Annotated in this window: 15 protein-coding genes; 13 read left to right on the top strand and 2 right to left on the bottom strand. The window is 68.8% G+C overall.

Annotated features, from left to right (window positions below; all coding sequences use genetic code 11):
- Window positions 1-82 precede the first annotated feature (82 nt).
- From AB0G28_RS13585 to AB0G28_RS13545, 9 genes are all read left to right on the top strand, one after another.
- Window positions 83-2,056 (top strand): DUF6541 family protein, encoded by a 1,974-nt coding sequence (locus AB0G28_RS13585; RefSeq protein WP_361087623.1) that lies wholly within the window; start codon window positions 83-85, stop codon window positions 2,054-2,056.
- Window positions 2,057-2,073: 17 nt separating this feature from the next.
- The gene (locus tag AB0G28_RS13580; protein ID WP_361087620.1) at window positions 2,074-2,817 is read left to right on the top strand and encodes a glycosyltransferase family 2 protein; all 744 of its coding nucleotides are present in this window, start codon (window positions 2,074-2,076) and stop codon (window positions 2,815-2,817) included.
- A 13-nt stretch (window positions 2,818-2,830) separates the two neighbouring features.
- A complete protein-coding gene (locus AB0G28_RS13575) occupies window positions 2,831-3,265 on the top strand; it encodes a DUF2304 domain-containing protein (protein WP_361087617.1) in 435 nt (144 codons plus the stop codon).
- 4 nt (window positions 3,266-3,269) lie between these two features.
- Window positions 3,270-3,845, top strand: coding sequence for a uridine kinase (locus AB0G28_RS13570; RefSeq protein WP_361088008.1), 576 nt, complete (start codon window positions 3,270-3,272; stop codon window positions 3,843-3,845).
- Window positions 3,846-4,133: 288 nt separating this feature from the next.
- The gene (locus AB0G28_RS13565) at window positions 4,134-5,804 is read left to right on the top strand and encodes an ABC transporter substrate-binding protein (RefSeq protein ID WP_361087614.1); all 1,671 of its coding nucleotides are present in this window, start codon (window positions 4,134-4,136) and stop codon (window positions 5,802-5,804) included.
- Between the two features lie 88 nt (window positions 5,805-5,892).
- Complete coding sequence (locus AB0G28_RS13560; protein WP_361087611.1) at window positions 5,893-6,894, top strand: ABC transporter permease; 1,002 nt, start codon at window positions 5,893-5,895, stop codon at window positions 6,892-6,894.
- A complete protein-coding gene (locus tag AB0G28_RS13555) occupies window positions 6,891-7,814 on the top strand; it encodes an ABC transporter permease (protein WP_361087609.1) in 924 nt (307 codons plus the stop codon). Before AB0G28_RS13560 ends, AB0G28_RS13555 begins: the two co-directional genes overlap by 4 nt.
- 7 nt (window positions 7,815-7,821) lie before the next feature.
- Complete coding sequence (locus tag AB0G28_RS13550; protein WP_361087606.1) at window positions 7,822-8,817, top strand: ABC transporter ATP-binding protein; 996 nt, start codon at window positions 7,822-7,824, stop codon at window positions 8,815-8,817.
- Window positions 8,814-9,926 carry an oligopeptide/dipeptide ABC transporter ATP-binding protein gene (locus tag AB0G28_RS13545; RefSeq protein WP_361087603.1) on the top strand — a complete coding sequence of 371 codons (1,113 nt, stop codon included), beginning with the start codon at window positions 8,814-8,816 and terminating at the stop codon, window positions 9,924-9,926. The genes AB0G28_RS13550 and AB0G28_RS13545 overlap by 4 nt, the downstream gene beginning before the upstream one ends.
- Window positions 9,927-9,992: 66 nt before the next feature.
- On the opposite strand, the gene AB0G28_RS13540 is transcribed toward AB0G28_RS13545, so the two are convergent.
- Window positions 9,993-10,187: a hypothetical protein gene (locus AB0G28_RS13540; RefSeq protein ID WP_361087600.1), complete on the bottom strand. Its 195-nt coding sequence runs from the start codon at window positions 10,185-10,187 to the stop codon at window positions 9,993-9,995.
- Window positions 10,188-10,213: 26 nt separating this feature from the next.
- On the opposite strand from AB0G28_RS13540, the gene AB0G28_RS13535 reads away from it, so the two are divergent.
- The 3 genes from AB0G28_RS13535 to AB0G28_RS13525 all read left to right on the top strand — a co-directional run bounded on the left by AB0G28_RS13535 (window position 10,214) and on the right by AB0G28_RS13525 (window position 12,564).
- The gene (locus tag AB0G28_RS13535) at window positions 10,214-10,585 is read left to right on the top strand and encodes a YciI family protein (RefSeq protein WP_361087597.1); all 372 of its coding nucleotides are present in this window, start codon (window positions 10,214-10,216) and stop codon (window positions 10,583-10,585) included.
- Window positions 10,582-11,766 (top strand): DUF6596 domain-containing protein, encoded by a 1,185-nt coding sequence (locus AB0G28_RS13530; RefSeq protein WP_361087594.1) that lies wholly within the window; start codon window positions 10,582-10,584, stop codon window positions 11,764-11,766. The genes AB0G28_RS13535 and AB0G28_RS13530 overlap by 4 nt, the downstream gene beginning before the upstream one ends.
- A gap of 150 nt (window positions 11,767-11,916) precedes the next feature.
- The gene (locus tag AB0G28_RS13525; protein ID WP_361087592.1) at window positions 11,917-12,564 is read left to right on the top strand and encodes a DedA family protein; all 648 of its coding nucleotides are present in this window, start codon (window positions 11,917-11,919) and stop codon (window positions 12,562-12,564) included.
- Here the strand turns inward: AB0G28_RS13525 and AB0G28_RS13520 are convergent.
- Complete coding sequence (locus tag AB0G28_RS13520; RefSeq protein WP_361087589.1) at window positions 12,561-13,451, bottom strand: EamA family transporter; 891 nt, start codon at window positions 13,449-13,451, stop codon at window positions 12,561-12,563. The genes AB0G28_RS13525 and AB0G28_RS13520 overlap by 4 nt on opposite strands.
- Window positions 13,452-13,605: 154 nt before the next feature.
- On the opposite strand from AB0G28_RS13520, the gene AB0G28_RS13515 reads away from it, so the two are divergent.
- Window positions 13,606-14,274, top strand: a complete 669-nt coding sequence (locus tag AB0G28_RS13515) for a TIR domain-containing protein (RefSeq protein ID WP_361087586.1) — start codon at window positions 13,606-13,608, stop codon at window positions 14,272-14,274.
- The last annotated feature ends 57 nt before the right edge of the window (window positions 14,275-14,331 follow it).

Below are 14,331 nucleotides of genomic sequence, written 5' to 3'. Positions count from 1 at the left end.
GGCCCAGTAAGGTGCGTGGCGAACCCGCCGGTGGGGACGGGAAACGGCGTGAAACGCCGGTAAGGTTTGGACAGCGAATTCGATGAACGTACTACTCGTTTTGCTCGCGTTCTGGCTGCCTGGTCTGTTGTTCGGTGCCGCGATCCGGTTGCGTGGCTGGACGCTGGCCGCCGCCGGGCCGATGCTCACCTTCGGCCTCGTCGCCCTCGGCATCCCGGTCCTCGGCAAGCTCGGCATCCGCTGGTCGATGCTGAACGTCGCGCTGTGGTCCGTCCTGGTTTCGGCCGTCGGGTTCGCGCTCGCCTTCGCCGTGGCGCGGTTCGCGCGCCGCCGCCACCCCGACTGGACCGAGCCGGAGCGGCCCGAGCGCAGTGTCCGCGACCACGTCCTGATCGGCCTCGGCGTCGCCGCCGGCCTGGGGATCGGCGCCGTCACGTTCCTGCGCGGCGTCCGGAACCTGAACAACGTTCAGCAGGGCTGGGACGCGCCGTTCCACGCCAACCTCGTCCGCTGGATCGCCGAGCACGGCGACGCCCGGCCGTCGACCGTCGGCACGATCGCGAACCTGCCGAACCAGACGAACTACTTCTACCCGGACACCTACCACGCGCTGCTCGCCCTGGTCTTCGGCAAGGGCGGCCTCACGATGATGCCGACGCTGAACCTGGCGGCGCTCACCGTGGTCCTCACCGTGCCGATCGGCGTCGCCGCGATGTGCCACGCCTGGCGGATGCCGCCGGTCGCCGTGGCCTCGGCCGCGGCGGTCTCGGCCTGCTTCACGGTGTTCCCGTACGACTCGCTGTGGCGCGGCCCGCTGTGGCCGTTCGTCGCCGGTGTCGCGCTGATCCCGGCGATGCTCGCGGTCGCCCGGCACCTGCTGGAGCCCCGCGCGATCGCCGGGCCGGTCGGCATCGGCGTCGGCGTGGCCGGGCTGGCCGGCCTGCACACCAGCGTCGTGTTCGTGGTCATCGTGTACTTCCTGACGATCCTCGCCGCGGTGCTGCTCAAGTTCGAGAAGATCACCTGGCGCCGCTCGATGCCGTCGCTGGTAGCGACCTTCGTGCTGGCCGCCGCGTTCGGCATCCCGGTCGTCCTGCCCTCGCTCTACAACGCGGGCGGCGTGACCAGCACGTACTGGGCCTCCGAAGCCACCGTGTCCGGTGCGGTCGGCGAGACGATCACGTTCTCCCCGATGGCGTCGTTCCCGCAGTGGTGGATCGGCGTCCCGGCCCTCATCGGCGTGTTCATGCTGGTCAGGCACCGCCGGATGATGTGGATGGTCGGCGCGTACATCCTGCTCGGCGCGCTGTTCGCCGCGACCGTCTCGCTCGAGACCGACATCGTGCACCTGCTGAGCAGCCCGTTCTACAACGACAACTGGCGCGTCGCGGCCCTCGTGCCGCTGGCGGGGTGCGTCGCCTTCGGCGAGTTCGTGCACACCGCGTCCGGCTGGTTCGCCGAGAAGGTGCGGCCGCGGCTGCCGAACCTCCGGCCCGCCACCCTGACCCTGGTCGGCGTGGTGCTGATCGCGCTGGTCGTCGGCGGGCTCAGCCGCGGCGGCTACGTCGGCCGCAACGCCGCCCGCGTCCAGTACGCCTACAACGACAGCCCGACCATCAGCAAGGACGAAGAGGCCGCGTTCGGCTGGCTCGCCGCGCACACCAAGCCCGGCGAGCGCGTGCTGAACGACCGGATCGACGGTTCGGTCTGGATGTACGCGCTGGCGGGCGTGATGCCGACGCAGTGGAGCTTCTACGGCTCGGACAAGACCACGAACACCGACGAGCAGTACCTGAGCATCTACGCCAACGACCTGGACCGGTTCCCCCGGGTCCGCAAGGCGCTCACCGACCTGAAGGTCCGGTACGCGTTCGTCGGCAAGGGCAAGGTCATCGCGGACCGGCAGAACGACGTCGGCCTGCAGCACCTCGACACCACCCCCGGCTTCAAGCTGGTCTTCCGCAACGCCGGGGCCTCCATCTACGAAATCGAAGGCCAGCAGGGCGTCGTCACGTCCGGTGCGGCGCCCGGGTCCACCGCCGGTAACGGCAAGTGAAGGGCTAAAGTGATCGCGTGTCTGTGACGTCCGTGACCAGCCGCCGGGTGCTCATCGTGATGCCCGCCCTCAACGAGTCGGCGAGCGTCGCGTCGGTCATCGAGCAGGTGAAGCGGGCGCTGCCGGACGGCGATCTGCTGGTCGTCGACGACGGCTCGGTCGACGACACCGCCAAGCTGGCCCGCGCCGCCGGGGCCGAGGTGGCCCGGCTGTCGGTGAACCTCGGGGTCGGGGGCGCGATGCGCACCGGCTTCCGGTACGCCGCCGCCCGCGGCTACGACGTCGTCGTGCAGGTGGACGCCGACGGCCAGCACGACCCGGACGAGCTGGACGCGCTGCTGCGCGGCCTGGACGACGCGGACATCGTGATCGGCTCGCGGTTCGCCGGCAAGGGCGCGTACAAGGCCAGCGGGCCGCGCAAGTACGCCATGGTCGCGCTGTCGATCGTGTTCTCCCGGCTGGCGAAGACGCGGCTCACCGACGTCACGTCGGGGTTCAAGGCGATGGGTCCGCGGGCGATCCGGCTGTTCGCCGGCTACTACCCGGCGGAGTACCTCGGCGACACGGTGGAATCGCTGGTCATGGCCATCCGGGCCAAGCTGACCATCAAGGAGATCCCGGTCATCATGCGCGAGCGCGCGGGCGGCACGCCCAGCCACTCGCCCGTCAAGTCGGCCGTCTACCTGGGCCGTGCCGGGCTCGCGCTGCTGCTCGCGCTGGTCCGCCGCCGCCCCGCGGTCGACTCCTCAGACTCGGCATAAGGAGCTTCCGAAGATGGCCGGTTGGCGCATCCTCAGCATCGTCATCGCTTGCCTGGTGCTTTTCGTCGTCATCGAGATGATGCGGCGGCGCAAGCTCCGTGAGAAGTACGCGGGCGTGTGGCTGATCGTCGCCATCGGCGTCGTGGTGCTGGCCGCGATCCCGTCCGCGGCGCAGTTCCTGGCCCGGCTGACCGGGGTGGAGACCCCGTCGAACTTCGTGTTCCTCCTCGCCGGCGTCGTGCTGGCGCTGGTGTCGCTGCACCTGTCCACCGAGGTCGGGCACCTGGAGGAAGAGGTGCGGACGTCGGTCGAGGAGATCGCGTTGCTGCGCTGCGAGCTCGAGGACGCCAAGCGCGAGCTGGAGCGCCGGATCGTCGAGCTGGAGGCGAAGACGGCGGCGCCCGACGACGTCAAAGGGCTCCCGGAGGTCGAGCGCGTCAGCAAGTGACGCGCTGATCGGAGCCCTGCTCGCCGCCCCACCCCGGCTCGGCCGGGTGCGGGTGCTGGCCATCGACGGCCCTTCGGGCGCCGGCAAGTCCACCCTGGCCGCCCAGGTCGTCGCCGGACTCGAAGCTCGCGGGTGCCGGACGGCCCTGGTGAGCACCGACGCCTTCGCGACCTGGGACGACCCGGTCGCGTGGTGGCCGCGGCTCGTCGACGGCGTCCTGCGTCCGCTCGGCGACGGCGTGGCCGGCGCCTATCGGCGGATGGACTGGACCACTGGGGTACCCCGGCCGGGCGAGCTCGTCCGGGTGCCCGTGCCCGACGTCCTGGTGCTCGAGGGCGTGTCGAGCGGCCGGACTTCGGTAAGACCCCTGCTTTCCGGGCTCTGCTGGCTCTCTGGCGGCTCCGAGGCCGAGCGGCTGGCCAAGACCGTCGCGCGCGACGGCGAGGGCGCACGGGCCGAATTAGCGCGCTGGCAACGGTTCGAGCGCGGCTGGTTCGCCGTCGACGGCACCGCCGGGGCCGCCGCGTCCCGACTTTCGGAGGATTCCAGCCCGTCACCCTCAGTGCACGGGTTGCCCTGAATCGATCAAGCCTGCTGTCCGTCCAGACACGAGCGGGCTAACGTGTGTACCGCCAAGTGAGTTAGTGATCGGGCACCGAATGGTGTCACGAGCCTCAAATGGTCACATTCTGTCGTGATTTACGGACACATTGCGGTCAAATCGACGTCCACGTAGCGCGATCGTAACCTCACGTGCTTAAGTGCGGGCCGAGTTCCCGCTAGTGTCGGCGGGCACACCGATCGTCCGTCGAGTTCCTGACCGACCGGACGGTGACTTTGAACCCGAACATCTCCCAAGGGGTGCCAGATGCAGCAATTGCGGCTGACCCGAACACGCCGCGTGGCCCTGATCGGGCTCGCCGGCGCGCTCGCGGTTTCGCTGTCCGCCTGTGCGGAATCCAAGCGTGACGAGGGCGCCGGGGGTGGTTCCGGAGGCACGATGATCTTCGGCGCGGCCGGTAACCCGAAGATGTTCGACCCCGCGTTCAACGACGAGGGCGAGACCTTCCGGATCACGCGGCAGATCTACGACACGCTGATCCAGAACAAGCCGGGCACCGCCGACCTCGAGCCCTCCCTCGCCGAGAAGTGGGAGCAGAGCAACGACGGCAAGACCTGGACGTTCACCCTGAAGTCGGGCGTCAAGTTCTCCGACGGCACCGCGATGGACGCCGAGGCGGTTTGTTACAACTTCAACCGCTGGTTCAACATGAAGGGCGCCGCCGCCCAGAGCCAGATGATCTACTACGGCGACGTCTTCGAGGGCTTCGCCAAGAACGAGGGCGACGCGACGGGCGACCCGGTCTACAAGAGCTGCGAGGCGAAGGACCCGACGACCGCGGTCCTGAACCTGAACAAGGCCAAGGGCGCGTTCCCGGCGGCGTTCACGCTGCCGTCGTTCGCGATCCAGAGCCCGACCGCGCTCAAGCAGTACAACGCGGACACCGTCACCCAGAGCGGTGACTCGTTCACCTACAGCGAGTACGCGAACAAGCACCCGGTCGGCACCGGCCCGTTCAAGTTCGAGAGCTGGGACCAGGCCAAGGGTGAGATCACCCTGGTGAAGAACGACACCAGCCCGACGCCGGCGAAGCTCGACAAGCTGATCTTCAAGGTCATCCCGGACGAGAACGCCCGCAAGCAGGCGCTCAAGGCCGGCGACATCCACGGCTACGACTACCCGAGCCCGGCGGACTACGGCCTGCTGCGCAACGACGGCGAGCAGGTGCTCATCCGCCCGTCGTTCAACGTGCTGTACCTGGGCATCAACCAGGCCAACAACCCGAAGCTGAAGGACGCCAACGTCCGCAAGGCGCTGGCCTACGGCATCAACCGCGAGCAGTTCGTCAAGAGCAAGCTGGCCGAGGGTTCCGAGGTCGCGACCGAGTTCGTCCCGAAGGTCATCTCGGGCTACACCGACGACGTGACGAAGTACCCGTACGACCCGGAGAAGGCCAAGCAACTGCTGCAGCAGGCCGGCGCGACGGACCTGACCCTCAAGTTCTACTACCCGACCGAGGTCAGCCGTCCGTACATGCCGAACCCGGCGGACACCTTCACCGCGATCTCCGAGGACCTCAAGAAGATCGGCGTCAAGATCGAGGCCCACGCCGAGCCGTGGAACGGTGGCTACAAGGACGACGTCCAGAAGGCGGGCAAGCAGGACCTGCACCTGCTCGGCTGGACCGGTGACTACAACGACGCCGGCAACTTCATCGGCACCTTCTTCGGCCGGGAGAAGAAGGAGTTCGGCTTCAACAACCCGCAGCTGTTCCAGGCGCTGGCCGCCGCGGACGCCTCGCCGGCCGGCGACGCGCACGCCAAGGCGTACCAGGACGTGAACAAGATGATCATGGACTACCTCCCGGCGGTCCCGATCGCGTACCCGACCCCGGCGATCGTGGTCGGCCCGAAGGTCAAGGGTCTGGTGGCGAGCCCGCTCACCGACGAGCGTTTCAACACCGTGACCGTGAGCTGATCGAAGGCTCTCAGCCAAAGGCAGGGGGTGGGTGCTACCGCACCCACCCCCTGCGCCTGATTCCCGGGCTGGCAACAAAGGACTGCAAGTGCTCCGTTTCCTCGTGCGTCGGCTGCTACAAGCGATCCCGACGCTCTTCATCCTGTCCATCCTGGTCTTCGCCTGGCTCCGGTCCCTCCCCGGCGGTCCCGCCGCCGCACTGCTCGGGGACAAGGCCACGCCGGAGAAGGTCGCTGACCTCAACCACGTGCTGGGCCTCGACCAGCCGATCTTCATCCAGTACTTCGGGTTCCTCGGCCGGGCGTTCACCGGCAACTTCGGCAACTCGCTCGTGTCGACCCAGCCCGTGATGGGTGAGATCGCCACGTTCCTGCCGGCGACCATCGAGCTCGGTCTCTCCGCGATGATCATCGCGGTCGTCATCGGCATCCCCGCCGGCTACCTGTCCGCGCGCTACCGCGGTGGCGCCGTCGACAACGTGATCATCGTGCTCAGCCTGATCGGCGTCGCGGTGCCGGTGTTCTTCCTCGGCTACATGATGCAAGACGTCCTGGCCGCGCCGCTGGGCCTGCCGTCCCAGGGCAGGCAGGCGGCCGGGCTCGACGCCACGTCCATCACGAACTTCGCCATCCTCGACGGCATCATGACGAGCGAGTGGGACGCCGTCTGGGACGCGATCCGGCACCTGGTCCTGCCCGCGTTCGCGCTGGCCACGATCCCGCTCGCGGTGATCACCCGGATCACCCGCGCGTCCGTGCTCGACGTCCTCAACGAGGACTTCATCCGCACGGCGAACTCGAAGGGCCTCACGCAGCCGGTGGTGCGCCGCCGGCACGTCCTGCGCAACGGCCTGCTGCCGGTGGTCACCACCATCGGCCTGCAGACCGGCGCGCTGCTCGGCGGCGCGGTGCTGACCGAGCGGGTGTTCAACTTCCGCGGTCTCGGCTTCCTGCTGGCCGAAGGGATCGAACGGCGTGACTACCCGCGGCTGCAGGCGCTGCTGCTGTTCGGTGCGGTGGTGTACGTGCTGGTGAACATGCTGGTCGACATCTCGTACGGGATCATCGACCCGAGGGTGCGTGTGCGATGAACACTCTGCTCAACAAGAAGAAGGAACCGATCGACAAGCTCGCCGCGGCGAGCGGGCGCAGCCTCGGCGGGGAAGCGCTTCGCCGGATGCTGCGCAGCCCGGTCGCGATCACCGGTGGTGTCATCACCGGCCTGTTCCTCATCGTCGCGATCTTCGCGCCCCTGCTGGAGCCGAAGGACCCCGACGTCCACTACCTGGGCGACCAGATCCGGCCGAACTACATCCCGGGCGCGCAGGCCGGCTTCCCGCTCGGCGTGGACGACTTCGGCCGCGACTTCCTGTCGCGGCTGATCGCCGGCGCCCAGCAGACCCTCGTCGTGGGTGTCCTCGCGACGCTCGTCGGCGTGCTGCTGGGCGTGATCATCGGCGGCGTGGCCGGCGCGTTCGGCGGCTGGGTCGACACCGTCCTCATGCGACTGGTCGACGTCATGCTGTCGTTCCCGTCGCTGTTGCTGGCGATCTCGATCGCGGCGCTGTTCGCGAAGCCGAGCCAGTGGACGGTCATCCTGGCCGTGTCGATGATCGGCGTGCCGATCTTCGCCCGGCTGCTGCGCGGTTCCATGCTCTCGCAACGCGACGCCGACCACGTGCTGGCGGCGACGTCACTGGGCGTCAAGCGCGGGACGATCGTGTTCCGGCACATGCTGCCGAACTCGCTCGGCCCGGTGATCGTGCAGGCGACGCTGACGCTGGCGACGTCCATCCTGGAGGCCGCGGCGCTGTCGTTCCTCGGTCTGGGCGACCCGGACCCGTCGCGGGCGGAGTGGGGGCTGATGCTGGGCAAGGCCTCGCACCAGTTCCTCGACGTCCGCCCGGAGCTCGCGTACTACCCGGCGATCGCGATCATCGTCGTCGCGCTCGGGTTCACGCTGCTCGGCGAGTCCCTCCGCGAAGCCCTCGACCCGAAGAACAGGCGGTGATTTCCCCATGGCACTCCTCGAAGTCCGCGACCTGAAGGTCGACTTCGTCCGCCGTGGCGAGCGGCCGTTCACCGCGGTGGACGGCATCAGCTTCGACGTCGAACCCGGCCAGACGGTCGGGCTCGTCGGCGAGTCCGGTTGCGGCAAGTCCGTGACGTCGCTGGCGATCATGCGGCTGCTCGCCAGGCGCGGCAACAAGGTCAGCGGTTCCGTGCGGTTCGAAGGCACGGACCTGCTCAAGCTGTCCGACAAGGACATGCGCGACCGCCGCGGCCGCGACCTCGGCATGGTGTTCCAGGACCCGCTGTCCTCGCTGAACCCGGTCATCCCGATCGGGCTGCAGATCACCGAGGTGCTGGAGCGCCACCGCGGGATGTCGCGCAAGACGGCGTCCGTCGAAGCGGTGGACCTGCTGGGCAAGGTCGGCATCCCGGACCCGTCACGGCGGCTTTCCGAGTACCCGCACCAGCTTTCCGGCGGGATGCGGCAGCGCGCGCTGATCGCGATCGCGCTGGCGTGCCGCCCGCGGCTGCTCATCGCCGACGAGCCGACCACGGCGCTGGACGTCACCATCCAGGCGCAGATCCTCGCGCTGCTGCGGGAACTGGTGCAGGACACCGGCACCGCGCTGATCATGATCACGCACGACCTCGGCGTCGTCGCCGGGCTCTGCGACGAGGTCAACGTGCTCTACGGCGGCAAGATCGTCGAGCGGGCGCAGCGGCACCAGCTGTTCGCCGAGCCGCGGCACCCGTACACCCACGGCCTGCTCGCGTCGATCCCGCGCCTGGACGCGGGCCGCGGCGAGAAGCTGATCCCCATCCGGGGTTCGGTGGCCGACAACATCCCGTGGGACCACGGGTGCGCGTTCGCCCCGCGCTGCCCGAACGCGCTGCCGGTCTGCCGCGAGGTCCAGCCGCGGCTGGTGCCCGACCAGGGCGGCCTGCTGCGCTGTCACAACCCCGTGCGGCCCGCGGTCGCCGCGGGAGGAGGAACCCGATGACCCGTCCCGGTGGTGAAGTGCTCCTCGAGGTCACCGGCCTCAAGGTGCACTTCCCGATCAAGAGCGGTGTCGTGTTCGACCGGACGGTCGGCCACGTCTTCGCGGTCGACGGCGTCGACCTGGCCATCCGCCGCGGCGAGACCTACGGCCTGGTGGGCGAGTCCGGCTGCGGCAAGTCGACGCTGGGCCGCGCGATCCTGCGGCTGAACGAGCCGACCGACGGCCACGTGGTGTTCGACGGCACCGACGTCGCCCACCTCAAGGGTGAGGAACTGCGGAAGGCCCGGCGCCGGATGCAGATGATCTTCCAGGACCCGCTGTCCAGTTTGGACCCTCGCCAGTCGGTCGAGTCCATCCTGCTCGAGGGCATGCGCGCGCACGGCCTCGACAAGGACAAGGAGGCCACCCAGCGGCGGCTGCGGCAGCTGCTGTCGGCGGTCGGCCTGCCCGAGACGGCGTTGCGGAAGTACCCGCACGAGTTCTCGGGCGGGCAGCGCCAGCGCATCGGCATCGCGCGGGCGCTGGCCGTGGAGCCGGACCTGATCGTCGCCGACGAGCCGGTGTCCGCATTGGACGTTTCGGTGCAGGCCCAGGTGGTGAACCTGCTGGAGGACCTGCAGGACCAGCTCGGGCTGACGTACGTGGTGATCGCGCACGACCTCGCGGTGGTGCGGCACATCTCCGACCGCATCGGCGTGATGTACCTGGGTGCGCTGGTCGAGGAGACCGACGCGGACTCGCTGTACCGGGAGCCGCTGCACCCGTACACGCGGGCGCTGCTGTCGGCCATCCCGGTGCCGGACCCGCAGGTCGAGGACACCCGCGAGCAGATCCTGCTCGCCGGTGACCTGCCCTCGCCGGCGAACCCGCCGTCGGGCTGCCGCTTCCACACGCGCTGCCCGTGGCGGCAGGCGAGCCTGTGCGACACCGACCGCCCGCAGCTGCGCGAAATCGGCGGCGGTCACCGGGTGGCGTGCCACTACGCGGAGGACATCCGCGACGGGCGCATCCAGCCGCACGAGGTGGAGCCGGAGCTGGTGGAGCTCACCGGGGCGCTGAACCCCGACCTGGGCCCGCCGGACATCGGCACCTCCGCCGAAATCCTCTGAAGCCGCGGTTGTCTTGAACGACTCGTTCCTGTCGCCAGACGACAGGAACGAGTCGTTCAAGACGTTTCAGGGCGTCAGGTCGACGGCTGGGTCGAAGCCCGCGGTGACGTCCGTGCCGGGCTGGACGAGGGGTGGCGCGAGGGTGAACGCCGCGACGTCCGGTGAGTAGAGCGACCCGAGGGTTTCGGCGTCACGTTCCGCCATCGCCACCTCACGTGCCGCCATCAGCGCGCGAATCTGCTTCTCGTCGTGCCCGGTCATGCCATTCTTCTTTCCGGGAGGCGACGATGAAGTACGTGGTCCTGATCTACGGCAATCCCGAGTCCCGCCGGGCGTGGGAGGGGATGAGCGACGAACAGCAGGCCGCCGGGCTGGCCTACTACCAGCAGCTCAACGACGATCTCGACGCGTCCGGTGAGCGTATCGTCTCCGAGCGGCTCGCCTTCCCGGAAATGACGAAGCGGGTCAGCGTCTCGGGTGGTGCCCCGCTGACGACCGACGGGCCGTTCGCCGAGGCCAAGGAGTTCCTCGCCGGCTTCTACCTGCTGGACTGCGCGGATTTCGACCGGGCGGTGGAGATCGCCGCGCGGATCCCGGAGGCGTCGTTCGGGGTGGTGGAGGTGCGGCCGGTGATGGGGCTGCACGGGACGGACCTGTGATCCCGGAGTTGCTGCGCTCGCTGGCGCCCCAGGTCACGATGGCGCTGGTCAGGCGCTACGGCGACTTCGAGGCGTGCGAGGACGCCGCCCAGGAGGCGTTGCTGGCGGCGTTCCGGCAGTGGCCGTCCTCGGGGGTCCCGGACCACCCGAAAGGGTGGCTGATCACGACGGCGTCCCGGCGCCGGATCGAGCAGTGGCGCAGCGACACGGCCCGGCAACGGCGTGAGGAGGCGGCGGCCTGGCAACCGGATCCGCCACCGGTGTCCGGGGTCGACGACACGCTGACGTTGCTGCTGCTGTGCTGCCACCCGGCGCTGACGCAGCCGTCACAGGTGGCGCTGACCCTGCGTGCGGTGGGCGGCCTGACGACGGCGGAGATCGCGCGGGCGTTCCTGGTCCCGGAGGCCACGATCGGCCAGCGGATCAGCCGCGCGAAGCGGTCGCTGCGCGGCGAGCGGTTCGAGTCACCGTCGTCGGACCGCCTTTCCGCGGTGCTGCAGGTGCTGTACCTGATCTTCACGGAGGGCCACACGGCCAGCTCGGGTGACGCGCTGAACCGCGTCGAGCTGACGACGGAGGCGATCCGCCTGACCCGTCAGCTGCACGCTTCGCTGCCGACGGACGGGGAGGTCACGGGCCTGCTGGCGCTGATGCTCCTGACGGAAGCCCGCCGCCCGGCCCGGGTGTCGGCGACCGGGGCGCTGGTGCCGCTGGCGCGGCAGGACAGGTCCCGCTGGATGTCCGAGTTCATCGAGGAGGGCGTTTCGCTGATCACGAAGGCGTTGTCGTCGGCACCGGTGGGCCCGTACCAGCTGCAGGCGGCGATCGCGGCGGTCCACGACGAGGCACCCACGGCGGAGGAAACGGACTGGGCGGAGATCCTGACGCTGTACGACCTGCTGCGGGTGGTGGCACCGGGCCCGATGGTGACGTTGAACCGGGTGGTGGCGTTCGCCCAGGTCCACGGGCCCGCGGCGGGGCTGGCGGAGCTGTCTTCGGCGGCGTCGGACCCGGCGTTGGCTTTACACCATCGGGTGGATGCCGTGCGGGGGCATCTGCTGGAACTGTCGGGGGAGATCGAGGGGGCTCGGGAGGCGTACCTGGCCGCGGCGGGGCGGACGTTGAGCCTGCCGGAGCAGGAGTACCTGCGCTCCCGGGCGGCCGCCTTGGCCGGCCGCTGACCCGGTTGTCCACATGGGGGTGAAGCCTGTGGACAACTCCGGACCCCTCCTTGAGGAGGACCCGGGCCCATACCTGAGTAGGCCGCCCGCAGCGCGTGGCCCCCGGTATTCTGCGAAAAAGCGGATTCCGGAACCCAGGGGGTACGAGCAGTGCACATCGACCAATGGCTGGAGACGATCCCGCCGCTTTCGGTGTACCTGATCGTCGGTGCGGTGATCATGATCGAGAGCCTCGGCATCCCGCTCCCCGGCGAGGTCGTGCTGGTCAGCGCCGCCTTGCTCACCCTGAGCCACCCCACCCTGAGCCCGTTGTGGGTCGGCGTCGTGGCCAGTGCCGGCGCCATCATCGGCGACAGCATCGGCTACCTGATCGGGAAAACCGGGGGGCAGCGGCTGTTCGCCTGGGCCGGCCGGAAATTCCCGAAGCACTTCGGGCCGACGCACATCGCCAACGCCGAACGGATCTTCAACAAACGCGGCATGTGGGCCGTGTTCTTCGGCCGGTTCATCGCGTTCCTGCGCATCCTCGCCGGCCCGCTCGCCGGGTCGCTGCGCATGCACTACCCGAAGTTCCTGATCGCCAACGCTCTCGGCGGCATCGCCTGGGCGGGCGGCACGACCGCCCTCATCTACTACGTCGGCGAGGTCGCCGAGAAGTGGCTCGGTGCTTTCTCCAAGTACGGCCTGGTGGCGGCCGTCGTGATCGGCGCCGTCGTGTTCGTCGTCATGAAGAAGCGCCTCGGCCGCGAGCACAAGAGCGACGCGGAAGCCCCGCAGCAGGAAGAGACCGCGGCCTAGACCTTGACGAGTTCGCGCTGGGGCGCCGTCCGGAGCGAGCCCAGGAGCACGCCGGCGATCACGACCAGGGCCGCGCCGATCTCCAGGCCGCTCGGCCGCTCGCCCAGCAGCGCGAACGACGCCGTCAGCCCGACCACCGGCACCAGCAGCGAGAACGGTGACACGACGCCGGCCGCGTTGCGGCGCATGAGCGTCGTCCACAGGCCCGAGCCGACGACCGTGCCGATCAGCACGACGTAGGCCAGCCCGCCGAGCGCGGTCAGGCCCGTCGGCGTCCCGAGCGTCGTCAGCGACCGCCACTGGGCGGCCGGGTCCTCCATGACGAGCGAAAGCGCGAACATCGGCAGCGGCGGCACCACCGACATCCACAGCGTGAAGTGCAGCGGGTTGTCCGGCGCGGCCTTGCGCGTGCTGAGGTTGCCGAACGCCCAGCTCAGCGCGGCCAGCAACGTCAGGATCATCGGCAGCAGCGCCGCGTGCGCGGACCGCTGCCACGCGATCGCGGCCATCCCGGCCACGGCGAGCGCGATCCCGGCGAGCTGGTGCGGCGTGACGCGTTCGCGCAGGAAGACGGCGCCGAGGAGCACGGTGAACGGCGCCGACGCCTGCAGCACCAGCGACGCGAGGCCGGTCGGCATCCCGGTGTCCATCGCGATGAACAGGAACGCGAACTGCCCGGTGCCGAAACCGAGGCCGTAGCCGAGCAGGTACCGCACCTTCACCTTCGGCCACGGCACGAACAGGATCGTCGGCACGGCGATCACGGCGAACCGCAGCGCCCCCGCGAACACCGGCGGGAACTGGCCGAGCGTGGCGTGGATGGCGAGGAAGTTGAGGCCCCAGAGCACGGCCACGAGCACGGCGAGCAGACGATCACGGGTGGGCATGCCTTCACTCTGGCAACGTCGACGTTGAAGAACCAGCGAGAATATTTTCAGGAACCTTGTAGCGGTACTTCACAGTGAGCCTGGCTGCTCGTAACAAGTCGGCTGCCAACGCCGACTGAGGCGCGGGGGAACACGACGGCGAAGGAAGAGCCAGATGAGTCGTCCTGCCTTGTTCGTCGGATCCTCGTCAGAGGGGCTGGCTGTCGCCGAGGCGATCCAGGTCGTCCTGGAGCCGTTCTGTGAGGTCGAGCTCTGGACGCAGGGCATCTTCGGGCTGATGCAAGGAACGCTGGAGTCTTTGGTCCTGGCTGTGTCCCGTTTCGATTTCGCATTGTTGGTCCTGACGGCAGACGACTTGACGGTTTCCCGTGGCGAGGAAAGAGCTGTCGCCAGGGACAATGTTCTGTTCGAGCTCGGTCTCTTCATTGGTGCGCTCGGCCGCGAGCGCACGTTCATGATCTTCGATCGCTCTGACCCTCCGGGGCTGCCTTCGGACCTGGCAGGCATCACCGCGGCTACGTACACGCCACATCGCAATGGAAATCTGATAGCGGCTCTCGGCGCGCCATGCACGAAGATCCGGGGTGTGGTGGAGAAGCTCGGCCGCACGGAAGACGAACGGATCAGAGATCTCGAGAGAGCCGCTCTCAATGTCGAGGGAGTGGGTGCCACCATGCAATCGCTCATTCGCCTCCTGGCCAGATCTCGAAAAGTGGAATTGGACATAATTTCGTCGCAGTTCGGCCCGATGATCGATTCGATGAAATTGAGCCAGATGAAACGTGACCTCGCGGACCTGGAGGCCATGTTGGAGGGCGGCTGATGTGAACCAGAGATCACGATCTTGAAGTGGTGGCCACCGAAATCCGGGGAACCTTGT

Source organism: Amycolatopsis sp. NPDC021455 (assembly GCF_040640995.1).
Taxonomy (GTDB): domain Bacteria; phylum Actinomycetota; class Actinomycetes; order Mycobacteriales; family Pseudonocardiaceae; genus Amycolatopsis.
The sequence above is the reverse complement of the archived record's forward strand: the minus strand, read 5'-3'. Positions and strand labels throughout refer to the sequence as shown.

Bases quoted from the DNA above. Each gene is read 5' to 3' on its own strand.
- AB0G28_RS13535 (WP_361087597.1), top strand. From the start codon at position 10,214: ATGAAGTACGTGGTCCTGATCTACGGCAATCCCGAGTCCCGCCGGGCG.
- AB0G28_RS13520 (WP_361087589.1), bottom strand. From the start codon at position 13,451: ATGCCCACCCGTGATCGTCTGCTCGCCGTGCTCGTGGCCGTGCTCTGG.
- AB0G28_RS13575 (WP_361087617.1), top strand. From the start codon at position 2,831: ATGGCCGGTTGGCGCATCCTCAGCATCGTCATCGCTTGCCTGGTGCTT.
- AB0G28_RS13555 (WP_361087609.1), top strand. From the start codon at position 6,891: ATGAACACTCTGCTCAACAAGAAGAAGGAACCGATCGACAAGCTCGCC.
- AB0G28_RS13545 (WP_361087603.1), top strand. From the start codon at position 8,814: ATGACCCGTCCCGGTGGTGAAGTGCTCCTCGAGGTCACCGGCCTCAAG.
- AB0G28_RS13515 (WP_361087586.1), top strand. From the start codon at position 13,606: ATGAGTCGTCCTGCCTTGTTCGTCGGATCCTCGTCAGAGGGGCTGGCT.
- AB0G28_RS13550 (WP_361087606.1), top strand. From the start codon at position 7,822: ATGGCACTCCTCGAAGTCCGCGACCTGAAGGTCGACTTCGTCCGCCGT.
- AB0G28_RS13565 (WP_361087614.1), top strand. From the start codon at position 4,134: ATGCAGCAATTGCGGCTGACCCGAACACGCCGCGTGGCCCTGATCGGG.
- AB0G28_RS13540 (WP_361087600.1), bottom strand. From the start codon at position 10,187: ATGACCGGGCACGACGAGAAGCAGATTCGCGCGCTGATGGCGGCACGT.
- AB0G28_RS13585 (WP_361087623.1), top strand. From the start codon at position 83: ATGAACGTACTACTCGTTTTGCTCGCGTTCTGGCTGCCTGGTCTGTTG.